A 24,057-nucleotide genomic window follows, 5' to 3' on the forward strand; every position below is an offset into this window, starting at 1 on the left:
CGGTTGGAAGAGGAAAAGAAGCAGGTGCGAATCCTGATTGGAATCGCGGCATTTCTCTGCGCGCTGATCGTCGGTTACAATGCTTTCTATGTGCCGGATATCCCTTTACAGAATGAGGTGTGGACCGATCAAATGTCCGGCGGCACTGGCACGGAATCGTATGTCCCTCAGGAGCCTGCTGAAAAAATCGATTTAAATTCGGCAACAGCAGCTGCGTTGGACACATTGGATGGAATCGGTCCGGTTCTCGCCCAGCGAATCGTGGATTATCGTGAGGAATACGGTGGCTTTTACAGTGTTGAGGAATTGAAAGAGGTAAATGGTATAGGGGAGAAGCTGTTTGAACAAATTAAGGACAAAGTGACGGTTTTGCAGCCGTGAACGTGTACATAAAAACAGGAATCAAACGAAACTGTTTCGCTTGATTCCTGTTTTTATGTTTCATCTGTTTTTTCCAAAGCGGATGGTTCGCAGTGAAGCATGGAAAATGCGGAGACGGTGTCGGAGAGCCACTCGTCGGCCCGTTCTGCGGGGATTACGACAGGAAGGCGTTCTTCCCGTTTGCCGGTATTGTCTCCAGTTGGCGCGGTCAGGACGACACAGTGCCGTTCCTGATCGTAATCGTTGTACATACCGGCGATATAAACGGGTGTATGGTCAGGGTTGGTATAGCGCTGTTTGACGGTTTCAGGCCCCCATTTGCGAAAGCCGGTGCAGGGGATCAGACAGCGCCTCGTATAAAGGCTGTTGTGGAACATCCACTTTTTTTCAGCTGTTTCCACAGGCGCGTTGGCCACAACGCTGCCGCTCGCGAAGTGTGGGAATCCCCATTTTGCCAGTTCCGGTTGGATCCCGTTTTCACCGTCCACCAAAATCGGTGTGGCGGCAGTGGGGAAGATTTCTCCGGTTTTAATGCAGTCCCTGCCGTGCTTCCGCTCAATCTGTTCCAGAATTTCCCGAATGTTTTGGTTTCGATCGTCCTCCAAGAGTGTATACCGTCCGCACATAGTCATCCTCCTCAAGATTATGGAATTCTATCATAAAATACCCAATTTTGCAGAGGATATGTTCAAACGGTTTTATTGCCAAAAAGAAGCGGCAAAGATGGAATTTTCCAGCGGTGCTTTCCTAATCTGCTTTTTACAGACAGGTAAAAAGAAAGCGTTATAAAAGTCAGGTTTGACAAGGCGATCCGTGGGGGAATGTCCATATTTTATTATTTCGTATTTGTCCGGACAAAAAAAATCCGAACCAATTTGGTCCGGATTTTGTGGTGCAGGTAAGAGGACTTGAACCTCCATGAAATTGCTTTCACATGGACCTGAACCATGCGCGTCTGCCAATTCCGCCATACCTGCATATTTGGTTTTTGCTCTTGCTTTTGGGCTCTCGCCCGACTGCTTGGCTAGTATAGCATATACGAAAACGGATTGTCAAGCGGTATTCTAAAAAAATTTGAAAAATTTTGTAATTCTCTGCGAATTTCCGAAAAGGGTTGCAAGTTTGTAACTTTTGTTGTATTATAAGATATCAACATTACAAAGTTGTAACTAATTTATGAACAAAGGAAAGGGAATAGAGTGATGCAGCTCCTAAAAAAGGGAAAACAGGCGTCGTCTGTTGAACCTTCCATCCAGACAGAAACAAAAAACCTGTGGACAGACCGCGCGCAATTGCACTGCCTCTTCGCGCGCTTTTGCCGTTTTTTGTATATTGTTGGAATACAGACGGTTCGTATTATAAAAAGGGTCCATAGAAGGCTCCACCGCTTTTTCCTGCCGCTTATTACGCTTTTAAAGCGAATTTATGCACGGACGATCGGCAGGCAGGTCCATCGTTTGAAAAATGAATTCCGTTCGATTAAAGAGGGATTTTTGATTGCCGGACGTCGTTTAAAGCAGGCGAAGCGGCAGGGAATGGGCCAGGCCATAATGGAGTCCCTGAAGATTACAGGAAAAAGCTTTGTGCGGCATAAAGGCTTCCTGTGCGGCATGCTAAACGTGTTGGCGCCTTTGGGGGCGCTGGCGCTGTTGGTTTTTACCGTACAATACTGGAACAATTTAAATTACGGCCTGGTTTTGACTTACGACGGACAGGAAATCGCGACGATTCAAAGCGAATCTGTGTTTGAGCAGGCGACCGAGATGGTCAATCAGCGTATGATTCATGACGTAAAAGGGGAAGAGGCTACGGTGGAGATCACGCCGGCCTTCAAGCTTTCTGTTGTGGATGAGAGCCGTTATGCTGCCGCAAGCGCGGTCTGCGATATGATCATTAAGCAGTCCGACGGCATTATTGAAGAAGCCAGCGGCCTGTATGTGGATGGCGAGTTGATCGGCGCAGTAAAGAGCAGCGCGGACCTGCGCTATATTTTGCAGAATATTTTGAACGATGCGCGCGGTGGAGATACCGCGGCGGATGCCTCCTTTGCACAGAACGTGGAGACGGTCAGCGGCCTGTTCCCGACCAACAGTGTAATGACCAGTGATCAGATGCGGGAACTGCTGACAGGAACCGAGAAGGATGCGGTCATTTATACCGTCAAGGCGGGGGATACCGCAACCTCGATTGCGCAGGCGCACAACCTGACCATCGCACAGCTGAACAGTGTCAACAATGGGCAGATCGGCGATGTGATGCATGAGGGTGACCTGATCAACATTGAGGTCGCAGTTCCCAGGCTCAGTGTGGAGCTGACCAAGACAGAGACGTATGAAGTGGCGCTTCCCTACAAGACGATTACCCAAAAGGACGATTCGCAGTATACAGATTATTCCAAGGTGTTGACAGAAGGCGTCAACGGGCAGCAGCAGTGTGTGGATAAAGTGACGTATCGGAACGGCAGCGAAGTGCGCCGGGAGAATGTCAGCAAACAGACGCTGCAGGAGCCGGTGGATAAGGTGGTTGTGACCGGAACGAAGAAGCGGCCCAAGTCTGCCGAACCAGGCTACAGTACAGGAACCATGATGTGGCCTGTCCCATCCCTGCATACGATCACCACGTATTATGAGTATCGCTGGGGCAGTTTTCACAGCGGCATCGATATTTCCGGCAGCGGTGCGTACGGCAAAACCATCGTGGCAGCCGACGGTGGAACCGTCACGGCGGCCGGGCGTTCCGGCAGTTACGGATTGCGGGTGCAGATCGACCACGGCAACGGGTTGCAGACGCTGTACGGGCACTGCAGCAAGCTTTTGGTAAAGCCAGGGCAAAAGGTTGCCAAAGGGCAGGCCATTGCACTGGTTGGAAGCACGGGCAATTCCACCGGACCACATTGCCATTTTGAAGTGTACCGGTACGGAAGCCGTCAAAATCCGCTGAATTATGTAAGATAAAAGAATGGAGAGCGCTCTGCACGTTTATAACGGCAGGGCGCTCTTTTCCTTCTGTTTGGCGTATTATGCCGCAAAGAAAAGGCAAATTATGTAAAGTTCATCGCTGTGCGCAGATTTACATACAAGGGGCGTTTGGCAACGCAATTATTTTTATTTACATTCACAAAGTTTTCCAGATTGGCTGGCTTTGCTTGACTTTTAGCGGCAGGTGTATTATTATCGTTAGGAGTAAATGATGCTCATATTAGGCAAATGTTTCGTGATTTTTGAAGAATATAACTGAATCATTTTGTAAATATTAACAGTCTGCGACATCACTAATTTTGCGGTTTCTGCAAAAGATAGTGTTACTTTCATTTTTAAAACGGAAAGAGGCGCAGGCTTTTTATTTGGGTCTATTTCCCTGACACCTGGGTAGGATTATGTGAATTTTGAGATTGGAGCGTGCCGCATTGGACAAATTTGTGATTAATGGTGGCAACCGGCTTACCGGCGAGGTAACGATCAGCGGTGCAAAGAATGCCGCAATTGCAATTATTCCTGCAGCGATTTTATCGGACGGCGTATGCCGCATTGAAAATATACCGAATATCACCGATGTGACTTCCATTACCCGTATTTTGTATGATATGGGTGCGCAGGTGCGCACCATTGATAAATCGACTATTGAAATTGACCCGCGCAAAATTCATACCTGCGTCGCTTCCTATGAACTGGCAAAGCATATCCGCGGCTCCTATTATCTCCTGGGCGCTCTTCTGGGCCGCTTTTCCCATGCCGTGGTTACGATGCCGGGCGGATGTGATTTCGGCGTGCGGCCGATCGACCAGCACCTGAAGGGCTTTGGTGCGCTCGGCGCCAATTACAAGCTGGACGGCGGCATGGTCGACGTCAGCGCGGAGCAGTTAAAAGGCAGCCATATCTATCTGGACGTCGTTTCCGTGGGTGCGACGGTCAATATTGTTTTGGCGGCAGTTCGTGCACAGGGCTTGACGGTGATTGAAAACGCGGCAAAAGAGCCGCATATTGTAGATCTTGCAAACTTCCTGAACTCTATGGGCGCCGATATTCGCGGCGCCGGCACAGACGTTATCAAAATTTATGGGGTGGACCATCTGAATGGTACAACCTATTCTATTATTCCTGACCAGATCGAAGCGGGTACCTATATGGTTGCCGCTGCTGCGACGGGCGGAGATGTACTGGTTAAAAACGTCATACCAAAGCATCTGGAGTCCATTACTGCCAAGCTGGAGGAGATGGGCGTGGAGGTGGAGGAATATGACGACTCCATCCGGGTGCGCAGAGATGCGCGCCTGAATAAATGCAATATCAAAACAATGCCGCACCCTGGATTCCCGACGGACATGCAGCCTCAGATTGCGGTGCTGCTCGCCATTGCGAATGGGACCAGCATCATCAACGAAAGCGTTTGGGACAACCGGTTCCGCTATGTGGAGGAGCTGAAGCGGATGGGCGCGCAGATTTCTGTGGACGGCCGTCTGGCGGTTATCGAAGGGGTGGACCATCTGTCCGCTGCTCCGGTCAAGGCGACGGACCTGCGCGCGGGCGCCGCGATGCTGATTGCCGCTCTTTGTGCGGAGGGGACCTCGCAGGTGGAGGATATCCAGCACATTGAACGCGGTTACGAAAATGTGGAGGAAAAGCTCAGCAGCCTGGGCGCGGATATTCAGCGCATCCACGTGCCGGAACCTGTGATTGCGCGGGCGATTTAAGAAAACTATTGGACAATAGAGAATGGGTATCCATCCATTCTCTTGTTTTTTAGGCAGTCCGAACCGGGCTGCCTGCAGAGGAGAAAGGAACGGGTCTTTTGGCGAGATTTACGCCGCTTTTCAGCGGCAGCAGCGGTAACGCATATTACATAGGGTCTTCTTCGGAAGGCGTTTTAATTGATGCAGGGCGTTCCGCCAAACAGCTTGTAAATATGCTGCGAACATGCGGGACGGAGCCGGAGGCAGTCAAGGCGATTTTTGTTACGCACGAGCATTCGGACCATGTGAAAGGCCTCCGTGTGCTGGCGAACCGGTATCATATCCCGGTGTACGCGTCCCAAGGAACATTGCAGGCGCTGTTGCAGATGGGGTGCCTGGAGGGAGATTTTCCGGTTCAGGAGATCACGCTGGACGGTGTGGAATGCGCCGGAATGTTTATTCAGTCGTTCCGCACTCCGCACGACTGTGCGGAAAGTGTGGGATACCGTGTGTTTACCGCGGACGGGCGCAGCGCGGCGGTATCGACGGACTTGGGATATATGACGGACACGGTGCGCGGCGCGCTCTGTGGGGCGGATCTGGTCGCGATAGAGTCAAACCACGACGTCCGTATGTTGCAGAACGGCCCGTATCCCTACCCGCTGAAAAAGCGTATTTTGTCGCGGATTGGGCATCTCAGCAATGTTGCATGTGCCGATGAGTTATGTCGCATGGTGGAAATGGGGACCACGCGTTTTGTATTGGCACATTTAAGCGCGGAAAACAACACGCCGGAGCTGGCCTATCAGACGTCGGTGTGCTCTCTGTCTTTGGCGGGTATGAAAGAAAAAATGGATTATAAACTTTGTGTGGCGCCGCGTGAGAACTGCACAGGGCAGTCCGTTTTATTTTAGGAGCAATTATGTTTACAGTCAACCTGATTTGTGTAGGGAAGTTAAAGGAATCCTATTGGCGGGAAGCGTGTGCGGAGTATGCGAAGCGGCTTTCCGCTTTTTGTCGTTTTACTATTGTGGAACTGCAGGAGAGCCGATTGCCGGACAATCCCTCCGCATCGCAGATTGAAACGGCGCTGCGGGCTGAAGGAGAAAAAATTCTTGCTGCTGCAAACGGATCGCCGCTGTTTGCTCTTTGCATTGAGGGGAAGCCGGTGTCTTCTGAACAGCTGGCGGAAAAGATCGGCGCGCTCGCGGTCAACGGTGCGAGCACGCTCTGCTTTGCCATCGGCAGTTCTTATGGGCTGAGTGATGCGGTCAAGCGGGCGGCGGCCCTGCGCCTCTCGATGTCGCCGATGACCTTCCCGCATCAGTTGGCGCGCGTGATGCTCTGTGAGCAGACCTACCGGGCTTTTCAGATTTTAAACCATGGAAAATATCATAAATAGAAACTTATCATGTTTGGTCAGATAAGGAGTGACTCCCCCCGCCATCGGCGGGGGGAGTCACTCCATTTAGCTGATTGTGCTATGGCCCTCTTTTCTTTAGTCACGGCTGAGACAAGAATGTTTTGTGGATTTGCCATAATGAGGGACGATCCGGCATAAGAATTAGTGGAATGCCAGAGCAGGGCCAAAACGCCTGCCGCGTTCGGGCGGTTGGCCCTGGGCTGGAACCAGAACTAGGAGGTGTCGGATATGAAGTTCAAAAGGATCACAGCGGGGCTGCTGGCCGCTTTGCTGGTGGGGCTGACTGTGCCTACGCGAACGGCGGCTGCGCTGTCGGAAGAGGAAGTCAAAGCACCCGCCGCGATTTTGATGGAAGCGCAGACGGGAAAGGTTCTATATGAAAAGAATTCGCACGAAAAGCGGCCGTGCGCGTCCATTACAAAGGTTATGACGCTGCTGCTGGTAATGGAGGCGCTGGACTCAGGGAAAATCTCCCTGACGGATACGGTTTCCGCCAGTGCGCACGCGTCTTCCATGGGTGGGTCGGACATTTGGCTCAAGGAAGGCGAGACCATGACAGTGGACGACATGCTGAAGGCCACGGTAGTGGCCAGCGCCAACGACGCAGCCGTCGCACTGGCAGAATTTGTGGCCGGCAGCGAGGATGAGTTCTTGCGGCAAATGAACGAGAAGGCACAGCAGCTTGGCATGGCGGATACCACCTTCCTGAACTGCAACGGGCTCGATGAAGACGGCCACCTGACCTCTGCAAACGATGTCGCCATCATGTCGCGTGAGCTGATGAAGCATAAGAAAATTTTTGATTATACGATGATCTGGATCGATTACGTGCGCGGCGGACAGACGCAGCTGGTTAACACCAATAAGCTGATCAAAACCTACAAGGGGATTACCGGCCTGAAGACCGGCACGACCGGGAAGGCGGGGAGCTGTATCAGCGCCACCGCAGAACGGGACGGCGTGCAGCTGATCGCCGTTGTTTTAGGTGCGGCGAATACAAAGGATCGCTTCGCCTCCGCGGCAACCCTCCTGGATTACGGCTTTGCAAACTGGGCAGTTGCCGCTCCAGAGGTGCCGCAGGATGCCCTTGCACCGGTTCCAGTCCTGAACGGTATGGTGGACGAGGTGGAAGCCACCGTCACGGCAGACGGCGTTCTGCTGGTTCCAAAGGGCAGGGAAAAGGAAATCCAGTATCAGGTCTCCATGGGAGAAAATCTGACCGCCCCGGTGGAAGAAGGGCAGGTATTGGGAAAAATCACCTGCACATTGGGGGATGAGACGCTGAAGGAGTACAACATTCTTGCCAAAACGTCTGTTCCGGAAATCACCTTCTCAGCGGTATTTCAGCTCCTGTTCCGCAATTTTGTGTCTATGTAGAGAGAATGTCCGATCAGGTCCGCGCGTCCGTTTTGACAGGCGCGCGGCTCTTTTTCGACTACTCTTAAAAAGAAATACACAATTTGCACAAGAGCGCAACGTTCCAAATAATTTTAATTATAAAAGTTGTGACTTCCCTTGCAAATAGGGGCAATCTATTGTAAAATAACAACAGACCCATATTTGCAACATTTAGGAGGATTTCATATGTCAATTAGGATTGATACACAACATCTATCCGGGTTTATCAATGAGAATGAATATAAGGCGCTTGCGCCGCAGGTGAAGCTGGCTCACGAGATGCTTCATTCCGGCACGGGCCTCGGCAATGATTTTATCGGCTGGGTGGATTTGCCCACCAACTATGATAAAGAAGAGTTTGCCCGCATCAAAGCGGCGGCGGAGAAGATCAAGTCCGATACCCAGGTGTTCATTGTCATTGGCATCGGCGGTTCTTACCTCGGCGCGCGCGCGGCGATTGAATTCCTGAAGTCCCCGAATTATAATGCGATGAAAAAGGACACGCCTGAAATTTACTTTACAGGCAACAGCATCAGTTCTTCCGCGCTGAGCGAGTTGCTCGCGCTGTGTGAAGGCAAGGATGTGTCCATCAATATGATTTCCAAGTCCGGTACGACAACGGAGCCTGCCATTGCGTTCCGCGTCTTCCGTGAGTATCTGGAAAAAAGATATGGCAGAGAAGAAGCGAAAAAACGCATCTACTGCACAACCGACAAGGCGCGCGGCACCCTCAAGCAGCTGGCAACCAAGGAAGGCTATGAGAGCTTCGTGGTTCCGGACGACGTCGGCGGCCGTTATTCCGTTCTCACGGCGGTTGGCCTTCTGCCCATCGCGGTCTGCGGTGCGGACATCGATGCGTTAATGGCCGGCGCGGCGAAAGCCCAGCAGGAGTACAACAATCCGGATGTGTATACCAATCCGTGCTACGAATATGCGGCGCTTCGCAATATGATGTACCGCAAGGGCAAGGAAATTGAAATCCTGGTCAGCTATGAGCCCTGCTACACCATGATGTGCGAGTGGTGGAAACAGCTTTACGGCGAAAGCGAGGGCAAAAACAACAAAGGCCTTTTCCCGGCATCCGTCGTATTCTCCACCGATCTGCATTCCATGGGCCAGTATATTCAGGAGGGCCGCCGTTCCCTGTTTGAAACGGTTGTCCTGTTCGATAAAGCCAAGCAGGAAATTTACATCGGCAACGATCCGGAAAATGTGGACGGCCTTAATTTCCTGGAAGGCAAGAGCATGGCGTACATAAATGAAAAAGCCTTTGAGGGAACTGTGCTGGCGCATACCGACGGCGGCGTGCCGAACGTTGTGCTGCACGCGCCGGATTTCTCCGAAGAGTCCCTGGGCTTTCTCATTTATTTCTTTGAAAAGGCATGCGCGATTTCCGGTTATCTGCTCGGCGTGAACCCGTTTGACCAGCCTGGCGTGGAAAGCTACAAGAAGAACATGTTTGCTCTTCTCGGCAAGCCCGGCTATGAGGCGGAGAAGGAAGCGCTGGAAGCGAGACTGAAAAAATAAAGGCTGGCGTTCTATCCGCTGAGGCGGAAATAAAATCATACAGGGGGAGTTTCAATGGTTACTCTGATCGTAGGAAAAAAAGGTTCCGGAAAAACAAAAAAACTGATCGAACGCGCAAATGAAGCGGTTAAAACATCCAACGGCAACGTGGTCGTGATCGAAAAAGGCCTTAAATTGACGTATGACATCTCCCATCAGGCACGTCTGGTGGACAGTGACAGCTACAGCATTCAGGGGATGGATGCTCTGGCGGGATTTATCAGCGGTATCTGTGCCGGCAACTACGATGTGACCGATATTTTTGTAGATTCCACATTGAAGATCATCGGCCAGGATATGGAAAACCTGAAGACGTTTGTTGGCAGAATGAGCAAGCTCTCTGAGAGTGCGGACACGAACATCACCCTGCTGGTTTCTGCGGAAAAGGGCGATCTGCCGGAAGGCGTCGGCGAACTCGCCACACAGATTTAAATTGTTACAAAACTTCGATGCTGCCGGGTTGCGCACGTGCCCCGGCAGCATCTTTGTGCGAATATTTTGCCGTAATTCGCAAATTTTCCCTACAAATTGTATTGACAAAGCGTATATTAACCTATATAATAGGCTAATGTAGCGTCGAGGTGTAAAATGCTTCTTGATTTAAAGAATGTGTTTCTGGAAGAGGGTGCATCGCAGCGTTTCCAGTATCCTTTGGATTTGCAATCCATTGACGTAAATGGTGTTTATCCGTTTGTCTCGCCGGTCGAGGTGAAGGGTACGGTGGAAAATCATGCGGGTGTTGTGCAGCTTGCCGCAACTGCGGAGTTTGATTTTTCTATTCCCTGTGACCGCTGTATTACACAGATCGATAAGCATGAAAAATATTCTTTTTCGCATGTTTTGGTTCTGTCTCTGGAAAATGAAGACAGTGACGAATACATTCAGGTGCCTGATTACCGCTTGGACTTGGACGAGCTGATTCGCTCCGATGTTCTGCTGGAATTGCCGACCAAGTACTTATGCAGGGAAGACTGCAAGGGCTTGTGTCCTCAATGCGGCAAAAACCTGAACGACGGCGCATGCGATTGCCAAACGCATCAGATTGACCCTCGCCTGAAGGTTCTTAAAAAACTGATAGATTAGATAGTTTTGTAAGGAGGTGCTGACGATGGCGGTACCAAAGAGAAAAGTATCCAGTGCAAGACAGAATAAGAGACGTTCCAATGTGTGGAAGCTTCATGCTCCTGCTCTGATGAAATGCCCGAAGTGCGGGGAGTATAAGACCCCTCACAGAGTGTGCGGCAGCTGCGGTTACTACAACGGCAGAGAAGTAATCAAGAAGGAAGCCTAATTTTGATTTCCGAAGGATAGAGAAGGAGTAATCCTTCTCTATTTTTTTGCTCTGTTCAAACGGAGGGTGAGTATGTCTGTAACAATTCGATCGGTGGATGGCGGCAGCGCAGCACAGCGCGCAAACATTTTGCCGGGGGAAACGCTGGTTTCCATCAATGGAAATGAAATATGCGATGTCTTGGATTACCGCTTTTATGAGACGGACCGGCAGCTTGCCATTGTCCTGCGGGATGTACAGGGGAAAGAGCGTACAGTGCAGATCCGCAAGGGACAGTACGAGTCCATCGGCCTGGAATTTGAAACGTATCTGATGGACAAGCAGCATTCCTGTACGAACAAATGCATCTTTTGTTTTATTGACCAGCTTCCCAAAGGGATGCGCGGCAGCCTGTATTTTAAGGACGACGATTCCCGGCTTTCTTTTTTGTTCGGCAACTATGTAACGCTGACGAACCTGCAGGAGCGCGAGGTGGAGCGCATCATTAAAATGCATATCAGCCCAATCAACATTTCGGTTCACACGACAAACCCGGAGCTGCGTGTCAAAATGATGGGCAACCGCTTTGCGGGGGAACGATTGCAGATTCTGTATCGCTTTGCAGAAGCGGGCATCAAGCTGAATTGCCAGATCGTCTCCTGCCGGGGCGTCAATGACGGCCCGGAGCTGGACCGCACGATTCAGGATCTGGGCGCTTTATGGCCGTCGGTGCAGAGCATCGCGGTGGTGCCGATCGGGTTGACCAGGCACCGGGAGGGATTGTATCCACTGGCAGGATACGACGCGCAAAGTGCCTGTGATACGGTGCGGCAGATCGAGGCGTATGGAGACCGATTCCTGGAACAGTACGGGCAGCGCATCTGCTATGCGGCGGACGAGTTTTATTTAAAAGCGGAGCTGCCGATTCCGCCTGCGGCGTTTTACGGCGATTTTGACCAGCTGGAAAACGGCGTGGGCCTTCTCGCCAGCTTGAAGCAGGAATTCAGCGACGCGCTGGAGGACTTTGCACCGCCGGAGAGACAGCGCCATGTTACGCTTGCAACCGGTGTAGCGGCAGCGCCTTTTCTGGATACGCTGCTTGACGAACTGCGAAGAAAATGTAATAATTTAACATGCAGCGTGGTACCTATTGTTAACCACTTTTTTGGAGATACTATCACCGTTGCAGGTCTGGTGACCGGCGGCGATCTTTTAAAACAGCTCAAGGACAAACCGCTTGGCGATGCGCTGCTTCTGCCGGATGTCATGCTGCGGCGGGAAGGCGATATCTTTTTGGATGATCTGTCTCTGGAGGAGCTGTCAGAGGCGTTACAAGTGAAAATTGTGACCGTGCCAAACGACGGCTATGCGTTGCTGGACGCGGTAACAGGGAGTGATACAAATGGCTAAACCCGTAGTGGCGATTGTCGGCCGCCCAAACGTCGGCAAGTCGACCTTGTTTAATAAGCTGATTGGTCAGCGTCTTTCCATTGTGGACGATACCCCCGGCGTGACCCGGGACCGGATTTACGGCGAGTGCGAATGGAAAGGGCGGAAATTCTCCGTTGTCGATACCGGCGGCATCGAGCCGAGTGCCAACGATGTGATTTTATCGCAGATGCGCACGCAGGCGCAGCTGGCGATCGACGCGGCGGACGTCATTGTACTGGTGACGGATCTCCGTTCCGGTGTTGTGGCGACGGATGCGGACATTGCCGCCATGCTGCTGAAGAGCAGCCGGCCGGTGATCCTGTGCGTCAACAAGTGCGATACGGTCGGAGATCCGCCCGCGGAGTTTTACGAGTTTTACAACCTGGGCCTGGGTGATCCAGTGCAGGTTTCCTCGGTGCACGGTCACGGAACGGGCGATCTGCTCGACCGCGTGGTGGAATTCCTGCCGCCGGAAACAGACGAGGAAGAAGACGGCGAGCTCATCAAAGTGGCGATTATTGGCAAGCCGAATGTCGGCAAAAGCTCTCTGATCAATCGCATTTCCGGTGAGAATCGCTGCATTGTGTCCGATATTGCGGGTACGACGCGCGACGCAATCGACACGGCGATCGAAAATGCGTATGGGCGATTTATCCTGATCGATACCGCAGGCTTGCGCCGCCGCAGCAAGGTGGACGACAGCATCGAGAAATACAGTATCATCCGCGCACAGATGGCAATTGAACGCGCGGACGTCTGCGTCATCATGATTGACGCGACGGTTGGTTTCACCGACCAGGATTCCAAGGTTGCGGGCCTCGCCCATGAGGCAGGTAAGGGCTGCATCATCGCGGTCAACAAGTGGGATGCAATTGAAAAGGACGGCAATACCATGTCGGCCTACCGCAAGCAGCTTGAAAATGATTTCTCGTTTATGTCCTACGCGCCGTTTATCTTTATTTCCGCACAGACGGGGCAGCGGGTCGACCGCCTGTTTGAGTTGATTAAGCATGTGGCGAATTCCAACGCGATGCGCATTGCGACCGGTATGCTCAACGATGTGCTGGCGCAGGCGACGGCGCGCGTCCAGCCGCCCACCGATAAGGGAAAACGCCTCAAAATCTATTACATGACACAGGCTTCCGTCAAGCCGCCCACCTTTGTATGCTTTGTCAATTCAGCGGAGCTGTTCCATTTCTCCTATCAGCGATATCTAGAAAACAGGATTCGGGAAACCTTTGGCTTGGAGGGAACGCCCGTGCGCTTCATTATCCGGGAGCGTGAAGGAAAGTAACGGCGATCGGTTGGCTGCCGTGCGTCGGGGTAAAATCCGGCTGCGCGGCGTCAGTTGACAAATAGAATATTTGAGGAGGTATCACAATGGAGATTTTGCTGGGGGCTGTTTTACCCGCTGTGCTCACAATCGTCATTGCATATCTGCTGGGCAGTATCAGCTTTTCCATCATCTTCACGAAACTGTTCAGCCATGAAGATATCCGGGAAATGGGAAGCGGCAACGCGGGTACGACCAACGTGCTGCGATCCGTTGGCGCAAAAGCGGCTGCGTGCACATTTATCTTTGACTTTGCGAAGGGCGTACTGGCGGTCTTTATCGGCAAGCTGATCTTTCAGTATTTTGCAGCGGCTTATCCGCTGGCCGGCGTTCCGGCGTGGGAGTTCGTCCAGTACGGCGCATACCTTGCAGGCGCGCTATGTGTTCTGGGGCACGATTTTCCGGCGTTCTTCGGTTTCAAGGGAGGAAAAGGCGTTTTAACCAGCTGGTCAATCATCCTGCTGATCGACTGGCGTACGTTCCTGTTTGTCATCATTGTCTTTATTTTAATGGTGCTGTTCACCAGAATGGTTTCGGCGGGTTCTATCAGCGCGGGAATCGCATTTCCGATCAGTACGTTTCTGTTTAACTATTTGGTCGACTGTGTGTGGAAGGGAAGCGTGTCTGTCACCTACTGCATGATCAGCGTCATCGCGGCGGCACTGCTGGGCGGCCTGCTGGTGTGGCAGCACCGCGGCAACATCGAACGCCTCCGCAACGGTACAGAGAAGAAACTCAGCGTGAAAAAGCACTGAATTACATAGAAAAGCAGCCAGAAGACGGCGCAGTCCGCCGAATCCTCTGGCTGCTTTTCTATGTATAAAATCGGACAAGCAAAAAGGAGCCTCAAAAGGCTCCTTCACACTTTATGGTTTTTTGCATTAGACGGCACGGGTAACCTTGCCGGAACGCAAGCAACGGGTGCAGGCGTAAATACGCTTGGGACTGCCGTTTACAACCGCTTTGACGCGCCGGATGTTGGGCTTCCAGGTTCTGTTCGCACGTCTGTGAGAGTGAGAAACCTTTATACCGAAAGCAATATCCTTGCCACAAACATCACATTTTGCCATGTGTCTGCACCTCCTTTAAAAGGGCTTAATCGTATTGCAACAGTAGTATTCTATCAGATTCATTTTGCAATTGCAAGCTTTTTCGTAAGAATATTTGAGAAACCGGCAAACATTTCCACAATTGCCGAATGCTGTGGCGGGAATACCTTGTTTTTTCCTGCCAAATCGATTATAATGATACGATAAAAAAGGAGAGTGTTTTTATGCTGTTTAGTGTCATCCGCTCGCTGTTCAGCGGCGGTTCCGTTGACTTTATGAGCATTCTGATGCAGATTGCTGCGGTATTGTTCATCATCTTCTGTATCTTGCCTCTGCACGAGTTTGCCCATGGGTGGGTGGCTTATAAATTGGGGGACAGTACGGCCAAATACAGCGGAAGGCTGACGATGAATCCTCTGGCCAGTGTGGACCCAATGGGTTCCCTGTTTTTGCTGTTGTTCGGCTTTGGCTGGGCAAAGCCTGTGCCGGTCAATCCCAACAATTTTAAAAATCCGAAGCGAGGGATGGCGATCACTGCAATTGCAGGACCGGTTTCCAATCTGCTGGCCTCTCTGGTTGGCGCACTGCTTTATGTAGGGTTGATGATTGCGACAAATTTTTCCCTGCCGATGTTTTTGCTGGTGTTTTTCCAATATTATATCATTATCAATGTGGGCTTGGCGGTATTTAACCTGATCCCCGTCCCGCCGCTCGACGGTTCCCGGATTGTCGGCGCGTTCCTGACCGACCGGGCGCTGGCGGCCTATTACCGTTATCAGAACATCATTGTCATGGTGATGTTTGTGGTGCTGTTCACCGGCATTCTGGATGCCCCGATCGGCTTTTTGCAAAACGCATGCTATAACGGTGTGATGTGGCTGGCGCAGCTGCCGTTTCAGCTGTTTGGCCTGTTATAAGTTGCGAAACAATGGAAAAGCTATCCTATAAGCTGGAAACCTTTGAGGGACCGCTCGACCTGCTGCTGCACCTGATTACCAAGAACAAGCTGGATATCTGTGAAATTCAGATCGCGGATCTTCTGGACCAGTATATGGCGCAGATCAATGCGATGCAGGAGGCCGACATGGACATCGCCAGTGAATTTTTGGAGATGGCGGCGCGTCTGGTCTATATGAAATCGGTCTCCCTGCTGCCGAAGCATGAGGAAATCGAAGCACTCAAACGCGAGTTGACCGGGCAGCTGCTGGAATACCAGGAATGCAAGCAGGTTGCCGCGCTGCTTGCGGAGCGCTTCAGCTTCAATATCATTGTCCGCAAGCCCATGGAGATCGAACCGGACAAGAGTTATAAGCGGCATCATAAGCCGAAGGAGATTCTTGAGGCGTATCTGGCCGCGGCGGGCAGAGGCAAACGCTTTGTTCCGCCGTCTCCGCAGGTGTTTTCCGGCATTGTCACGCACAGAATCGTTTCCGTGACGTCACAGATCGTCTATGTGCTGCGGCGGCTGTGGAAAACGCATTCGCTGGAATACAGCAGCCTGTTTGCGGAAAAGACGGACAAGTCTGACCGCGTCGCGACGTTTTTGGCGGTTCTGGAGCTGGTCAAGGGAAAACGGATCCGCGTAGAGGGCGAAGGCGACACGGCAATGGTAAATTTGTTGGACGGCGGTGAAAGACATTGGAAATCAAAAAGATCCGAGGAGCCATAGAAGCGATCCTGTTTGCCAGCGGCGATCCCGTTTCGGAAGATCGTGTGGCGCAGGTGCTCTCTCTGGATAAGGCGACCGCCGCCAAGCTGATGCAGAACGTCATGGACGACTTTAACAAAGAGGACGGCGGCGTGCGGATTGTCAAACTGGACGACGCCTATCAGATGTGCAGCAACCCTGTCTATGCGGACGAGGTGCGGCAGGCGCTGGACCTGCGGCGGAATACGCCGTTGTCGCAGGCTGGCATGGAGGTGCTTGCAATTGTTGCCTATAACCAGCCGGTGACCAAGGCGTTTATCGAGCAAATCCGCGGCGTGGACTGCTCCGGCGTATTGGGAAGCCTGATGTCCAAGGGATTGGTAGAAGAGCGCGGGCGGCTGGAGCTTCCCGGCCGGCCGCTGTTGTACGGGACGACGTCCGATTTTTTGCGCTGCCTGGATATTTCATCCTTGGGCGAGCTGCCGCCCTTGCCGCATAAACAGCGGGAAGAGGCGGAGCAGGAGGAGGCAAAATGACCGCTTTATGGATCGTCCTGGGCATTTTTGGCGTCCTTCTGCTGTTGCTGCTCTGGCCGATTTCGGTCACAGCGGAGTATCAAAACGAGCTGTCTCTGAAAATTCGCTATCTGTTTTTTACCTACCGCGCGCCGTCTTCCAAGCCGGAAAAGGAAAAGCAGGCGGCGCCAAAGGAAGAAAAACAGCCTGCAGAGCATAAAAAGACGAAGCTTCAGGAGATACTAGAGCAGAAGGGCCTTTCCGGCTTTCTGCATATGCTGAAGGAAATGGCGGGCATCGCCGCAAGCACGGCGAAAAAGGTTGCGTCCCACCTGGTATTTACCCGATTTCGTCTGGAAATTGTAGTGGCGGATGAAGATGCGGCACAGGCTGCCGTGCAATATGGCTATGTCTGTGGCGGTGTGTCCGCCGCTATGAGTGTGTTTTTGCACAACTGCAAATGCAAACGGTATCACGTCCATATCATCCCGGACTTTGATCAAAAGGAGAGCAGCGTGGTTTTTTCCTGCAAGGTAAAGATCAAGCCACTGTTCCTCGGAATATCCGGGCTGCATGCGCTGGTACGCTTGGTTCGCATACGGATGCAGAATGCAAAGGAGAAAACGGCGGTTAAACAGAATGTCCCGGCAAAATAAGGCTGATAGAATATCAATATTGTAAAAGGCGGTGCTGACTATGAGCAACCATCCCATTGAAGGCATGATGAATACCACCCTGGAAAAAATCAAACAGATGGTGGACGTCAATTCGATTGTTGGAGACCCGATCACCTCCCCCGATGGAACCGTGATCATCCCGATTTCCAAGATTTCCTACGGCTTTGCGTCCGGCGGATCGGACTTTCCCTCCAAGGTCCAGAGCGATAAGGAGTTTTTCGGCGGCGGTACCGGCGCCGGGATCACCATCAATCCCATCGCGTTCCTGACCATTTCCAACGGCAACGTACGTCTGCTGCAGATTGACCCATACAACAGCTCCGCAGACAGGATCATCGGTATGGTGCCGGAGGTTGTGGACAAGATCAATGGATTTGTCAGCAAAAAGAGCGAGGATAAAAAGGCTAAAAAGGAAGCGGCTGAAAAAATTGCCGTGGATGAGAAAAAGGAAGAACCGTAAATTTGATGACTAAATAAAGCAGCCGCCTGCATATACCTTTATGGGCAGGTGGTTGCTTTGTGTAAAAAAACAATTTCTTTGTTACTGGCGGGCGTTACATGTTTCTGGATGCTCGCGTTTCCCGGCTTTATCCAGGCAGATGCCGAAGGGGAGGCTGCCGCGGGAGAACCGCAGGTTTCCGCGCGCGCGGCGGTGCTGATCAACGCGGACAACGGCCAGGTTCTCTTTGGCAAAAACGAGGAAGAACAGCATTCCATGGCCAGCACAACCAAGATTATGACGGCCCTGATCGCATTGGAAAAAGCTTCTACCGATGACAAGGTCGTTACGATTACCGACCAAATGGTGCGCGTGGAGGGTTCCTCCATGGGGCTGATGCCCGGCGATAAACTGACGCTGAAAAGCCTGGCGGCGGGCATGCTGATTGTCTCTGGAAACGATGCGGCCAATTCGGCGGCGATCGCAGTGGCCGGTTCCGCGGAGGATTTCGCTGTGCTGATGAATCAGCGTGCGCAGGAACTGGGAATGGAACATACCCATTTTGTCACGCCATCCGGATTGGACGACGAACAGCATTATTCCACGGCGCATGATATGGCGAAGCTCGCCATGGCGGCGATGAAAAACCCGGATTTTGCCAATATCGTAGGGCAAAAAGCGATGAATATCGATTACATACACCCCGACCAGACCCGGCGGTATACCAACCACAACAAATTGCTGAGCATGTACGAGGACTGCACCGGGGTTAAAACGGGGTTTACAAAAAAATCCGGGCGCTGTCTGGTTTCTGCGGCGGAGCGGGACGGCGTGCGGCTGATCGCCGTGACGCTCAATGCGCCGGATGACTGGAACGATCATCAGGCGATGTTGAATTACGGATTCTTGCAGTTGGAGCCGATGGCGGTGGACGACAGCGCATACCGTGTATCCGTGCCGGTCGTGGGTGGAACGGCTTCCACGCTCTCTGTTATGGGAGAAGCGGGGGAACCCGTCGTGGTGCCGCGCGGAAAAGCGGCGCAGGTAGAGCGTGTTGTGGAGCTGCCGCGCTTTCTCTATGCACCCGTGACGGCGGGCCAGATTGTGGGGCGCGTTACCTACCGGCTGGATGGAACGACGCTCGCACAGACGGATTTGGTCGCCGGAGAAGGCGTCGATTGCCCGGTGGTGGAAAAGACCCTGTTTCAAAAGATTGCGGATGTGATCAAGCATCTGTTCTTATAGAAAATAGAAAACGAAAAGCGGGCCATGCTGTTCCGGCATGGCCCTGTAAAATGTAAAGGATGTTGAACGTATGGCGAAAGATCTCAGATTGCAAAAGGTATTGGCGGACAGCGGGATTGCTTCCCGGCGTAAGGCGGAGGAGCTGATTGCAGCGGGCGCGGTCAAGGTAAACGGCGTGACGGCAAAGATCGGCGATAAGGTGGACCCGAAAACGGACAAGATCATTGTGAAGGGAAAGCCTGTGGAGACGCACGCACAGAACAACGTGTATATTATGCTGCACAAGCCGCGCGGCTTTATCACCACGATGAGTGATGAGATGGACCGCCGGTGCGTGGCGGAGCTGGTCAAGGAAATCCCGGAGCGCATTTATCCTGTGGGGCGGCTGGACCGCGATTCGGAGGGGCTTTTGCTGATGACGAATGACGGCGCGTTTGCCAACGCCATGACGCATCCCTCCAAGCACGTTCCAAAGACGTACCGTGTCACAGTGCGCCCGTCCGTTACGGAGGACCAGCTGACACAGATTGCGGTCGGCATTGAGATCGACGGCAGGAAAACGGCTCCCGCCGACGTGCGCGTGATTTCGCAGGAGTCGGGACGTGTGGTGCTGGAGATCGTCCTTTACGAGGGCCGCAATCGGGAGATCCGCAAAATGTGCGAATCGCTTGGCCTGGAGGTGGCGCGCCTGAAGCGAACGGCAGTCGGGCCGGTGCGGCTCGGCATGCTGCAGCAGGGAAAATGGCGTGAGCTGACAGCGGATGAAATAAAGCGCCTGAAGACCGCGGCAAAAGCGGACAAGCGTGCCAGTGAAAATCAGAAAGGGGATAAGGAAAATGATCACCATCCTGCCAATGGAAGACAGAGAAAGAGTGGAAGCCATCCTGGCGGACGTTCCGGACAGAGGAGATAACGCGGCAGTGCTGCTGATGGGAGACGCCAGCGAGGAGCTCGGCTACGTAGTGGTGGATGTAAAGGATTCCGTCCTGCGGATGCGCAAAATGGAAATCAGGGGTTCCCAATTGGAGCAGCCGGATTTAAACGCGCGGATCTGCTCGGACAGCCTGATGCGCGCGGCGGCCTCTTATGGCGCGAACAAAGGCGCTTACCGCATTGCAACGGATGTGGCGGGTTTGGGAAAGCTGCTTGCTCCCGTCGGGTTTGTAGAAGAAGAAAATTCATTTGTCTGCGAATTGTCAAAGATTGTGAAAATATGTAAAGAATGAGATCGAATTGCTTAATTAACTCTTGTCAAGCCTTTTGGAATATATTATAATTAAAACAATTGTGATAATCTATTTATTGCGATAACGTTTCATTATATGTTTTCACCGCCCGGAAAAACGGCCTGCCGAACCCCCGGACGGAATGGAGCACCTAACCGATAGAATGGAGGAATTATCATCATGAGCACAGGAAACAGTGCGGAATTGCTGCAGACTTCCCGTGAAGCCGCGGCAAAGACAAAAGGATTTCAGCGCATCACCGCTTTGTTTGACGAAGGCACCTTCAACGAGGTCGACAGCTTCGCAAAATCCGGCGACGGTTCCGCAGAGGTGGTAGCGGGCTACGGCGAGATCAATGGCAGCCCGGTGTACGCCTTTGTACAGAACAGTGATGTGGACGGCGGCGCAATGTCCAGAGCGCAGGCCGCAAAGATTAAAAAGATCTATGACCTGGCAGTCAAGACCGGTTCCCCGGTGGTGGGAATTTATGATTCCATCGGAGGCCGCTTGAATCAGGGCGCGGACATGCTTGCCGCATACGGCGAAATTCTTTTGGGAAACAACAATCTTTCCGGTGTTGTACCGCAGATTTCCCTTGTGCTCGGCCCGTGCATCGGTACTTCCGCGATGATTGCCGCAAGTGCGGATTTTGTAGTCATGGCGGAAAAGGCGGAACTTACGATTGAGACCAGCGGCAAAGATGGCGCGGCGGAGAATGCTGCGAAAATGGGCGTTTGTTCCATCCTCGCAAAGGACGACAAGGCGGCCATGGAGCAGGTCCGCAAACTGATCGCGGTGCTTCCCTCCAACAACCTTTCCGGTGCTCCCGTGTTTGAGGACGCGGGCAATGCAAGTGCTGCGATTCCGAACGGTGCTGACGCTAAGAAAGTGATCGCCGCGATTTCTGATACAGACAGCTTTGTGGAGCTGAACGGTCAGTTTGGCACCGCCGCAGTGGCCGGTCTTTCCCTGATCGGTGGCGCAACGGTCGGCGTTGTTGCATACAACGGTGTGCTGGACGCGGATGCCTGCTCCAAAGCGGCCCGCTTTGTGCGCTTCTGCGACGCATTTTCCATTCCGGTCGTAACGCTGGTGGATGCAAAAGAATTTTCCTCCGTGCGCGAGGCTGCAAAGCTTAGCAATTCTTATTCCGAGGCGACGACGGCGAAGATCACCGTGATCACGGGCGAAGCGTATGGACCGGTTTATGTGGCCGTCGCAGGCCGCGGCGCAAACGCGGATTATACCATGGCATGGGCCAACGCGGTTGTTTGCCCGCTGGCGCCGCAGACTGCCGCTATGTTCCTGTGGAGCGACCGCCTGAAGAAGAGCGGAAACACCAAGGATGCCCGCAATAAGCTCATCGAAGAGTACAAAGCCACGGAGGCAACCCCGTTCGCGGCGGCTGCCGAGGGCTATATTGAAGATATTATCCGTCCGGAAGAGACGCGTGCAAGATTGATTGCCAATCTGGAGATGCTGGACGGCAAACGCGTTTCCCGCCTGCCCAAGAAGCATTCCAACATCCAGATCTAAGCTGGACGGTATTTTGGATCATTTGTTTTAAATTTGTCAATATTGTCAGGAGGATAACATAATGAAGACGCTCAAGATTACTGTAAATGGCACGCCCTATGATGTTCAGGTAGAAGAAGTTGCCGGCGGTGCTTCTGCACCTGCTGCTCCGGCTCCGGCCGCTGCGCCCGCTCCGAAGGCTGCCGCTCCTGCTGCTCCGGCTCCGAAGGCCGGTGCGGAAGTCGTTTCTTCCCCGATGCCCGGTACCATCGTTTCCGTTGCTGTGAATGCTGGACAGGCTGTTAAAAAGGGCGACGTTCTGATTGTGCTGGAAGCGATGAAGATGGAAAATGAGATCATGGCTCCTCATGACGCGACAGTTGCCGCTGTTCATGTTTCCAAGGGCGAGAGTGTGGAGTCTGGTTCGGCCCTCGTTTCCCTCCAGTAAGCAAAACCGGCTTGAACGTACAAAGAAATTTATAGGAGGGATTTTTCAATAATGGCTAATAAAAAAATTGGAATTACCGAAGTTGTACTGCGTGACGCGCACCAGTCCCTGATTGCCACCAGAATGCCGATCGGCGACATGCTCCCGATTCTGGAAAAGCTGGATAAAGTTGGCTTTCATTCTCTGGAGTGCTGGGGCGGTGCAACATATGACGCCTGCCTGCGCTTCCTGAATGAGGATCCGTGGGACAGACTGCGCACCATTCGCAAACACTGCCCGAACACCAAGCTGCAAATGCTGTTCAGAGGCCAGAACATGCTGGGCTACCGCCACTATGCGGATGACGTTGTGGAATACCTGGTGCAGCGTTCCATTGCAAACGGTATCGACATCATTCGTATCTTCGACGCGCTGAACGATATTAAAAACCTGAGCGTTGCGATCAAGGCGGCGAAGAAGGAAGGCGGCCACGCGCAGGTTGCGATTTCCTACACGACCGGCCCGGTCTTCACCAACGATTATTATGTGAAGTACGCAAAGCGCATCGAGAATGCGGGCGCGGACTCCATCTGCATTAAAGATATGGCGGCGCTGCTCACCCCGTATGAGACATACGATCTGGTGAAAGCGCTGAAAGCAGCGGTCAAGATTCCGATTCAGCTGCATACCCACTATACTTCCGGTTTGGCATCCATGTGCATGATGAAGGGCATTGAGGCGGGCGTCGATATGATCGATACCGCGATGTCCCCGCTGGCACTGGGTACCTCCCATGCGCCGACGGAGTCCATGGTTGCAGCGTTGCAGGGCACCAAGTATGACACCGGTCTGGACCTGGTTCTGCTCAACGAAATCCGCGAGTATTTCATGCCGATCCGTGCGAAGTACATCAAGAGCGGCCTGCTCGATCCGTCCATGCTGGCTACCAACACCAAGGCGCTTGTCTATCAGGTGCCGGGCGGTATGCTCTCGAACCTGCTGTCCCAGTTGAAGCAGGCGGGCAAGGCGGACAAGCTCGAAGATGTGCTTAAGGAAGTACCGCGCGTCCGCAAGGATTCCGGTTATCCGCCGCTGGTTACCCCAACCTCCCAGATCGTCGGTACACAGGCGGTTTACAACGTCATCACCGGTGAGCGCTATAAGATGTGCACCAAGGAGTTTAAAGACCTGGTAGCCGGCAAGTATGGCACCACGCCGATGCCGATTGATCCGGCATTTGTTAAAAAGATTATTGGCGACGAAAAGCCGATCACCTGCCGTCCGGCCGACCTGCTGGAGCCGGAACTGGAGAAGCTTCGCGGCGAGGTTGCGGAGTGGTCTGAGCAGGAAGAGGATGTGCTCTCCTACGCACAGTTCCCGAAGGTGGCGCTTGACTTCTTCAAAAAGCGCAGAGATGCACAGTATGGCATTGACAGCCAGCATTCCAGCGTTGAAAAGCAGGTTCATCCTGTGTAATATGGAGTGAATCATAAAACCGGAGCAACAGGAATTTTTCTGTCGCTCCGGTTTTTATTTAGCAGCATTGAAAAATGATATTTACACAAGTTAAGATAGAAGATCACTATAAATAAGTAAAACAAAATTTGAATAGGGAAAGAAATCACACGGATTTGCTTTTTGCAATAAGATGTATCTGATGGATCATGGATGAAAAGGAAACATGAATCGTAAAATGGGGGAGCAACACATATCATGCAGGCACTCATGTTGACAAATTTCTGTTTTCATATAGAGGTTCACTTTGTATTGTTGCAGATATTATATGGAGGACTGTGTTGCGTTCCGACTTTAAATAATAGCAAGAAAAGACATGATAAAAAGGGA

The 24,057-nt window shown here is 52.4% G+C and carries 27 protein-coding genes and 1 tRNA gene; 24 read left to right on the forward strand and 4 right to left on the reverse strand.

Features of this window, described 5'->3' with window-relative positions:
- Positions 1 to 3 precede the first annotated feature (3 nt).
- Positions 4 to 381, forward strand: coding sequence for a ComEA family DNA-binding protein (locus BN2106_RS07030; protein ID WP_050697863.1), 378 nt, complete (start codon positions 4 to 6; stop codon positions 379 to 381).
- A 53-nt stretch (positions 382 to 434) separates the two neighbouring features.
- Here BN2106_RS07030 and BN2106_RS07035 read toward each other — a convergent pair whose 3' ends face one another.
- From BN2106_RS07035 to BN2106_RS07040, 3 genes are all read right to left on the reverse strand, one after another.
- Positions 435 to 1,007 (reverse strand): SOS response-associated peptidase family protein, encoded by a 573-nt coding sequence (locus BN2106_RS07035; RefSeq protein ID WP_050697864.1) that lies wholly within the window; start codon positions 1,005 to 1,007, stop codon positions 435 to 437.
- Positions 1,008 to 1,079: 72 nt separating this feature from the next.
- Positions 1,080 to 1,301, reverse strand: a complete 222-nt coding sequence (locus tag BN2106_RS16100; protein ID WP_154666444.1) for a hypothetical protein — start codon at positions 1,299 to 1,301, stop codon at positions 1,080 to 1,082.
- Positions 1,272 to 1,358, reverse strand: a tRNA-Leu gene (locus BN2106_RS07040). The genes BN2106_RS16100 and BN2106_RS07040 overlap by 30 nt, the downstream gene beginning before the upstream one ends.
- A gap of 480 nt (positions 1,359 to 1,838) precedes the next feature.
- Here BN2106_RS07040 and BN2106_RS07045 point away from each other — a divergent pair.
- From BN2106_RS07045 to plsY, 12 genes are all read left to right on the forward strand, one after another.
- Positions 1,839 to 3,335 carry a peptidoglycan DD-metalloendopeptidase family protein gene (locus tag BN2106_RS07045; protein ID WP_242846271.1) on the forward strand — a complete coding sequence of 499 codons (1,497 nt, stop codon included), beginning with the start codon at positions 1,839 to 1,841 and terminating at the stop codon, positions 3,333 to 3,335.
- Between the two features lie 452 nt (positions 3,336 to 3,787).
- Entirely contained in the window at positions 3,788 to 5,071 is a 1,284-nt protein-coding gene (locus tag BN2106_RS07050; protein ID WP_050697865.1) for a UDP-N-acetylglucosamine 1-carboxyvinyltransferase, read from the forward strand.
- 98 nt (positions 5,072 to 5,169) lie between these two features.
- On the forward strand, positions 5,170 to 5,964 hold the full coding sequence (locus BN2106_RS07055) for an MBL fold metallo-hydrolase (RefSeq protein ID WP_050697866.1): 795 nt from the start codon (positions 5,170 to 5,172) through the stop codon (positions 5,962 to 5,964).
- A gap of 8 nt (positions 5,965 to 5,972) precedes the next feature.
- Positions 5,973 to 6,452 carry a 23S rRNA (pseudouridine(1915)-N(3))-methyltransferase RlmH gene (gene rlmH, locus BN2106_RS07060; protein ID WP_050697867.1) on the forward strand — a complete coding sequence of 160 codons (480 nt, stop codon included), beginning with the start codon at positions 5,973 to 5,975 and terminating at the stop codon, positions 6,450 to 6,452.
- 249 nt (positions 6,453 to 6,701) lie between these two features.
- The gene (locus tag BN2106_RS07065; protein WP_050697868.1) at positions 6,702 to 7,850 is read left to right on the forward strand and encodes a D-alanyl-D-alanine carboxypeptidase family protein; all 1,149 of its coding nucleotides are present in this window, start codon (positions 6,702 to 6,704) and stop codon (positions 7,848 to 7,850) included.
- Between the two features lie 207 nt (positions 7,851 to 8,057).
- The gene (locus tag BN2106_RS07070; protein ID WP_050697869.1) at positions 8,058 to 9,398 is read left to right on the forward strand and encodes a glucose-6-phosphate isomerase; all 1,341 of its coding nucleotides are present in this window, start codon (positions 8,058 to 8,060) and stop codon (positions 9,396 to 9,398) included.
- Positions 9,399 to 9,452: 54 nt separating this feature from the next.
- The gene (locus BN2106_RS07075) at positions 9,453 to 9,869 is read left to right on the forward strand and encodes a hypothetical protein (RefSeq protein ID WP_050697870.1); all 417 of its coding nucleotides are present in this window, start codon (positions 9,453 to 9,455) and stop codon (positions 9,867 to 9,869) included.
- A gap of 156 nt (positions 9,870 to 10,025) precedes the next feature.
- Complete coding sequence (locus BN2106_RS07080) at positions 10,026 to 10,520, forward strand: YceD family protein (RefSeq protein ID WP_050697871.1); 495 nt, start codon at positions 10,026 to 10,028, stop codon at positions 10,518 to 10,520.
- A gap of 25 nt (positions 10,521 to 10,545) precedes the next feature.
- The gene (gene rpmF, locus BN2106_RS07085; RefSeq protein WP_050697872.1) at positions 10,546 to 10,728 is read left to right on the forward strand and encodes a 50S ribosomal protein L32; all 183 of its coding nucleotides are present in this window, start codon (positions 10,546 to 10,548) and stop codon (positions 10,726 to 10,728) included.
- A 72-nt stretch (positions 10,729 to 10,800) separates the two neighbouring features.
- A complete protein-coding gene (locus tag BN2106_RS07090; protein ID WP_050697873.1) occupies positions 10,801 to 12,117 on the forward strand; it encodes a DUF512 domain-containing protein in 1,317 nt (438 codons plus the stop codon).
- Positions 12,110 to 13,432, forward strand: coding sequence for a ribosome biogenesis GTPase Der (gene der / locus BN2106_RS07095; protein WP_050697874.1), 1,323 nt, complete (start codon positions 12,110 to 12,112; stop codon positions 13,430 to 13,432). The genes BN2106_RS07090 and der overlap by 8 nt, the downstream gene beginning before the upstream one ends.
- An 86-nt stretch (positions 13,433 to 13,518) precedes the next feature.
- Positions 13,519 to 14,226, forward strand: a complete 708-nt coding sequence (plsY, locus tag BN2106_RS07100; protein WP_050697875.1) for a glycerol-3-phosphate 1-O-acyltransferase PlsY — start codon at positions 13,519 to 13,521, stop codon at positions 14,224 to 14,226.
- A gap of 126 nt (positions 14,227 to 14,352) precedes the next feature.
- Here plsY and rpmB read toward each other — a convergent pair whose 3' ends face one another.
- The gene (gene rpmB / locus BN2106_RS07105; protein ID WP_050697876.1) at positions 14,353 to 14,541 is read right to left on the reverse strand and encodes a 50S ribosomal protein L28; all 189 of its coding nucleotides are present in this window, start codon (positions 14,539 to 14,541) and stop codon (positions 14,353 to 14,355) included.
- Positions 14,542 to 14,744: 203 nt separating this feature from the next.
- Here rpmB and BN2106_RS07110 point away from each other — a divergent pair, with 203 nt between their 5' ends.
- The 11 genes from BN2106_RS07110 to BN2106_RS07160 all read left to right on the forward strand — a co-directional run bounded on the left by BN2106_RS07110 (position 14,745) and on the right by BN2106_RS07160 (position 23,688).
- Positions 14,745 to 15,437 carry a site-2 protease family protein gene (locus BN2106_RS07110; RefSeq protein WP_242846272.1) on the forward strand — a complete coding sequence of 231 codons (693 nt, stop codon included), beginning with the start codon at positions 14,745 to 14,747 and terminating at the stop codon, positions 15,435 to 15,437.
- An 11-nt stretch (positions 15,438 to 15,448) separates the two neighbouring features.
- Entirely contained in the window at positions 15,449 to 16,189 is a 741-nt protein-coding gene (locus tag BN2106_RS07115; protein ID WP_050697878.1) for a segregation and condensation protein A, read from the forward strand.
- Positions 16,159 to 16,704, forward strand: coding sequence for an SMC-Scp complex subunit ScpB (gene scpB, locus BN2106_RS07120; protein WP_050697879.1), 546 nt, complete (start codon positions 16,159 to 16,161; stop codon positions 16,702 to 16,704). Before BN2106_RS07115 ends, scpB begins: the two co-directional genes overlap by 31 nt.
- Entirely contained in the window at positions 16,701 to 17,339 is a 639-nt protein-coding gene (locus BN2106_RS07125; RefSeq protein WP_050697880.1) for a DUF2953 domain-containing protein, read from the forward strand. The genes scpB and BN2106_RS07125 overlap by 4 nt, the downstream gene beginning before the upstream one ends.
- Positions 17,340 to 17,379: 40 nt before the next feature.
- Complete coding sequence (gene ytfJ, locus BN2106_RS07130) at positions 17,380 to 17,820, forward strand: GerW family sporulation protein (protein ID WP_050697881.1); 441 nt, start codon at positions 17,380 to 17,382, stop codon at positions 17,818 to 17,820.
- Positions 17,821 to 17,868: 48 nt separating this feature from the next.
- Complete coding sequence (locus BN2106_RS07135) at positions 17,869 to 19,044, forward strand: D-alanyl-D-alanine carboxypeptidase family protein (RefSeq protein WP_242846273.1); 1,176 nt, start codon at positions 17,869 to 17,871, stop codon at positions 19,042 to 19,044.
- Positions 19,045 to 19,114: 70 nt separating this feature from the next.
- Positions 19,115 to 19,957, forward strand: a complete 843-nt coding sequence (locus BN2106_RS07140) for a pseudouridine synthase (RefSeq protein ID WP_082236406.1) — start codon at positions 19,115 to 19,117, stop codon at positions 19,955 to 19,957.
- The gene (locus BN2106_RS07145) at positions 19,881 to 20,270 is read left to right on the forward strand and encodes a hypothetical protein (RefSeq protein ID WP_207641704.1); all 390 of its coding nucleotides are present in this window, start codon (positions 19,881 to 19,883) and stop codon (positions 20,268 to 20,270) included. The genes BN2106_RS07140 and BN2106_RS07145 overlap by 77 nt, the downstream gene beginning before the upstream one ends.
- Positions 20,271 to 20,450: 180 nt before the next feature.
- Entirely contained in the window at positions 20,451 to 21,806 is a 1,356-nt protein-coding gene (locus tag BN2106_RS07150) for a carboxyl transferase domain-containing protein (protein ID WP_050697883.1), read from the forward strand.
- A 61-nt stretch (positions 21,807 to 21,867) separates the two neighbouring features.
- On the forward strand, positions 21,868 to 22,233 hold the full coding sequence (locus tag BN2106_RS07155; RefSeq protein WP_050697884.1) for a biotin/lipoyl-containing protein: 366 nt from the start codon (positions 21,868 to 21,870) through the stop codon (positions 22,231 to 22,233).
- A gap of 51 nt (positions 22,234 to 22,284) precedes the next feature.
- Positions 22,285 to 23,688: an oxaloacetate decarboxylase subunit alpha gene (locus BN2106_RS07160; RefSeq protein WP_050697885.1), complete on the forward strand. Its 1,404-nt coding sequence runs from the start codon at positions 22,285 to 22,287 to the stop codon at positions 23,686 to 23,688.
- Positions 23,689 to 24,057 lie beyond the last annotated feature (369 nt).

The sequence above is a fragment of the Anaeromassilibacillus senegalensis genome (assembly GCF_001261775.1).
Taxonomy (GTDB): Bacteria; Bacillota; Clostridia; order Oscillospirales; family Acutalibacteraceae; genus Anaeromassilibacillus; species Anaeromassilibacillus senegalensis.

Bases quoted from the DNA above. Each gene is read 5' to 3' on its own strand.
- BN2106_RS07065 (WP_050697868.1), top strand. From the start codon at position 6,702: ATGAAGTTCAAAAGGATCACAGCGGGGCTGCTGGCCGCTTTGCTGGTG.
- BN2106_RS07150 (WP_050697883.1), top strand. From the start codon at position 20,451: ATGAGCACAGGAAACAGTGCGGAATTGCTGCAGACTTCCCGTGAAGCC.
- BN2106_RS07155 (WP_050697884.1), top strand. From the start codon at position 21,868: ATGAAGACGCTCAAGATTACTGTAAATGGCACGCCCTATGATGTTCAG.
- BN2106_RS07075 (WP_050697870.1), top strand. From the start codon at position 9,453: ATGGTTACTCTGATCGTAGGAAAAAAAGGTTCCGGAAAAACAAAAAAA.
- ytfJ (WP_050697881.1), top strand. From the start codon at position 17,380: ATGAGCAACCATCCCATTGAAGGCATGATGAATACCACCCTGGAAAAA.
- BN2106_RS07160 (WP_050697885.1), top strand. From the start codon at position 22,285: ATGGCTAATAAAAAAATTGGAATTACCGAAGTTGTACTGCGTGACGCG.
- BN2106_RS07145 (WP_207641704.1), top strand. From the start codon at position 19,881: ATGATCACCATCCTGCCAATGGAAGACAGAGAAAGAGTGGAAGCCATC.
- BN2106_RS07080 (WP_050697871.1), top strand. From the start codon at position 10,026: ATGCTTCTTGATTTAAAGAATGTGTTTCTGGAAGAGGGTGCATCGCAG.
- BN2106_RS07035 (WP_050697864.1), bottom strand. From the start codon at position 1,007: ATGTGCGGACGGTATACACTCTTGGAGGACGATCGAAACCAAAACATT.
- BN2106_RS07115 (WP_050697878.1), top strand. From the start codon at position 15,449: ATGGAAAAGCTATCCTATAAGCTGGAAACCTTTGAGGGACCGCTCGAC.
- plsY (WP_050697875.1), top strand. From the start codon at position 13,519: ATGGAGATTTTGCTGGGGGCTGTTTTACCCGCTGTGCTCACAATCGTC.
- rlmH (WP_050697867.1), top strand. From the start codon at position 5,973: ATGTTTACAGTCAACCTGATTTGTGTAGGGAAGTTAAAGGAATCCTAT.
- BN2106_RS07125 (WP_050697880.1), top strand. From the start codon at position 16,701: ATGACCGCTTTATGGATCGTCCTGGGCATTTTTGGCGTCCTTCTGCTG.
- BN2106_RS07140 (WP_082236406.1), top strand. From the start codon at position 19,115: ATGGCGAAAGATCTCAGATTGCAAAAGGTATTGGCGGACAGCGGGATT.
- der (WP_050697874.1), top strand. From the start codon at position 12,110: ATGGCTAAACCCGTAGTGGCGATTGTCGGCCGCCCAAACGTCGGCAAG.
- BN2106_RS07090 (WP_050697873.1), top strand. From the start codon at position 10,801: ATGTCTGTAACAATTCGATCGGTGGATGGCGGCAGCGCAGCACAGCGC.
- BN2106_RS07070 (WP_050697869.1), top strand. From the start codon at position 8,058: ATGTCAATTAGGATTGATACACAACATCTATCCGGGTTTATCAATGAG.
- rpmB (WP_050697876.1), bottom strand. From the start codon at position 14,541: ATGGCAAAATGTGATGTTTGTGGCAAGGATATTGCTTTCGGTATAAAG.
- rpmF (WP_050697872.1), top strand. From the start codon at position 10,546: ATGGCGGTACCAAAGAGAAAAGTATCCAGTGCAAGACAGAATAAGAGA.
- BN2106_RS07110 (WP_242846272.1), top strand. From the start codon at position 14,745: ATGCTGTTTAGTGTCATCCGCTCGCTGTTCAGCGGCGGTTCCGTTGAC.
- BN2106_RS16100 (WP_154666444.1), bottom strand. From the start codon at position 1,301: ATGGAGGTTCAAGTCCTCTTACCTGCACCACAAAATCCGGACCAAATT.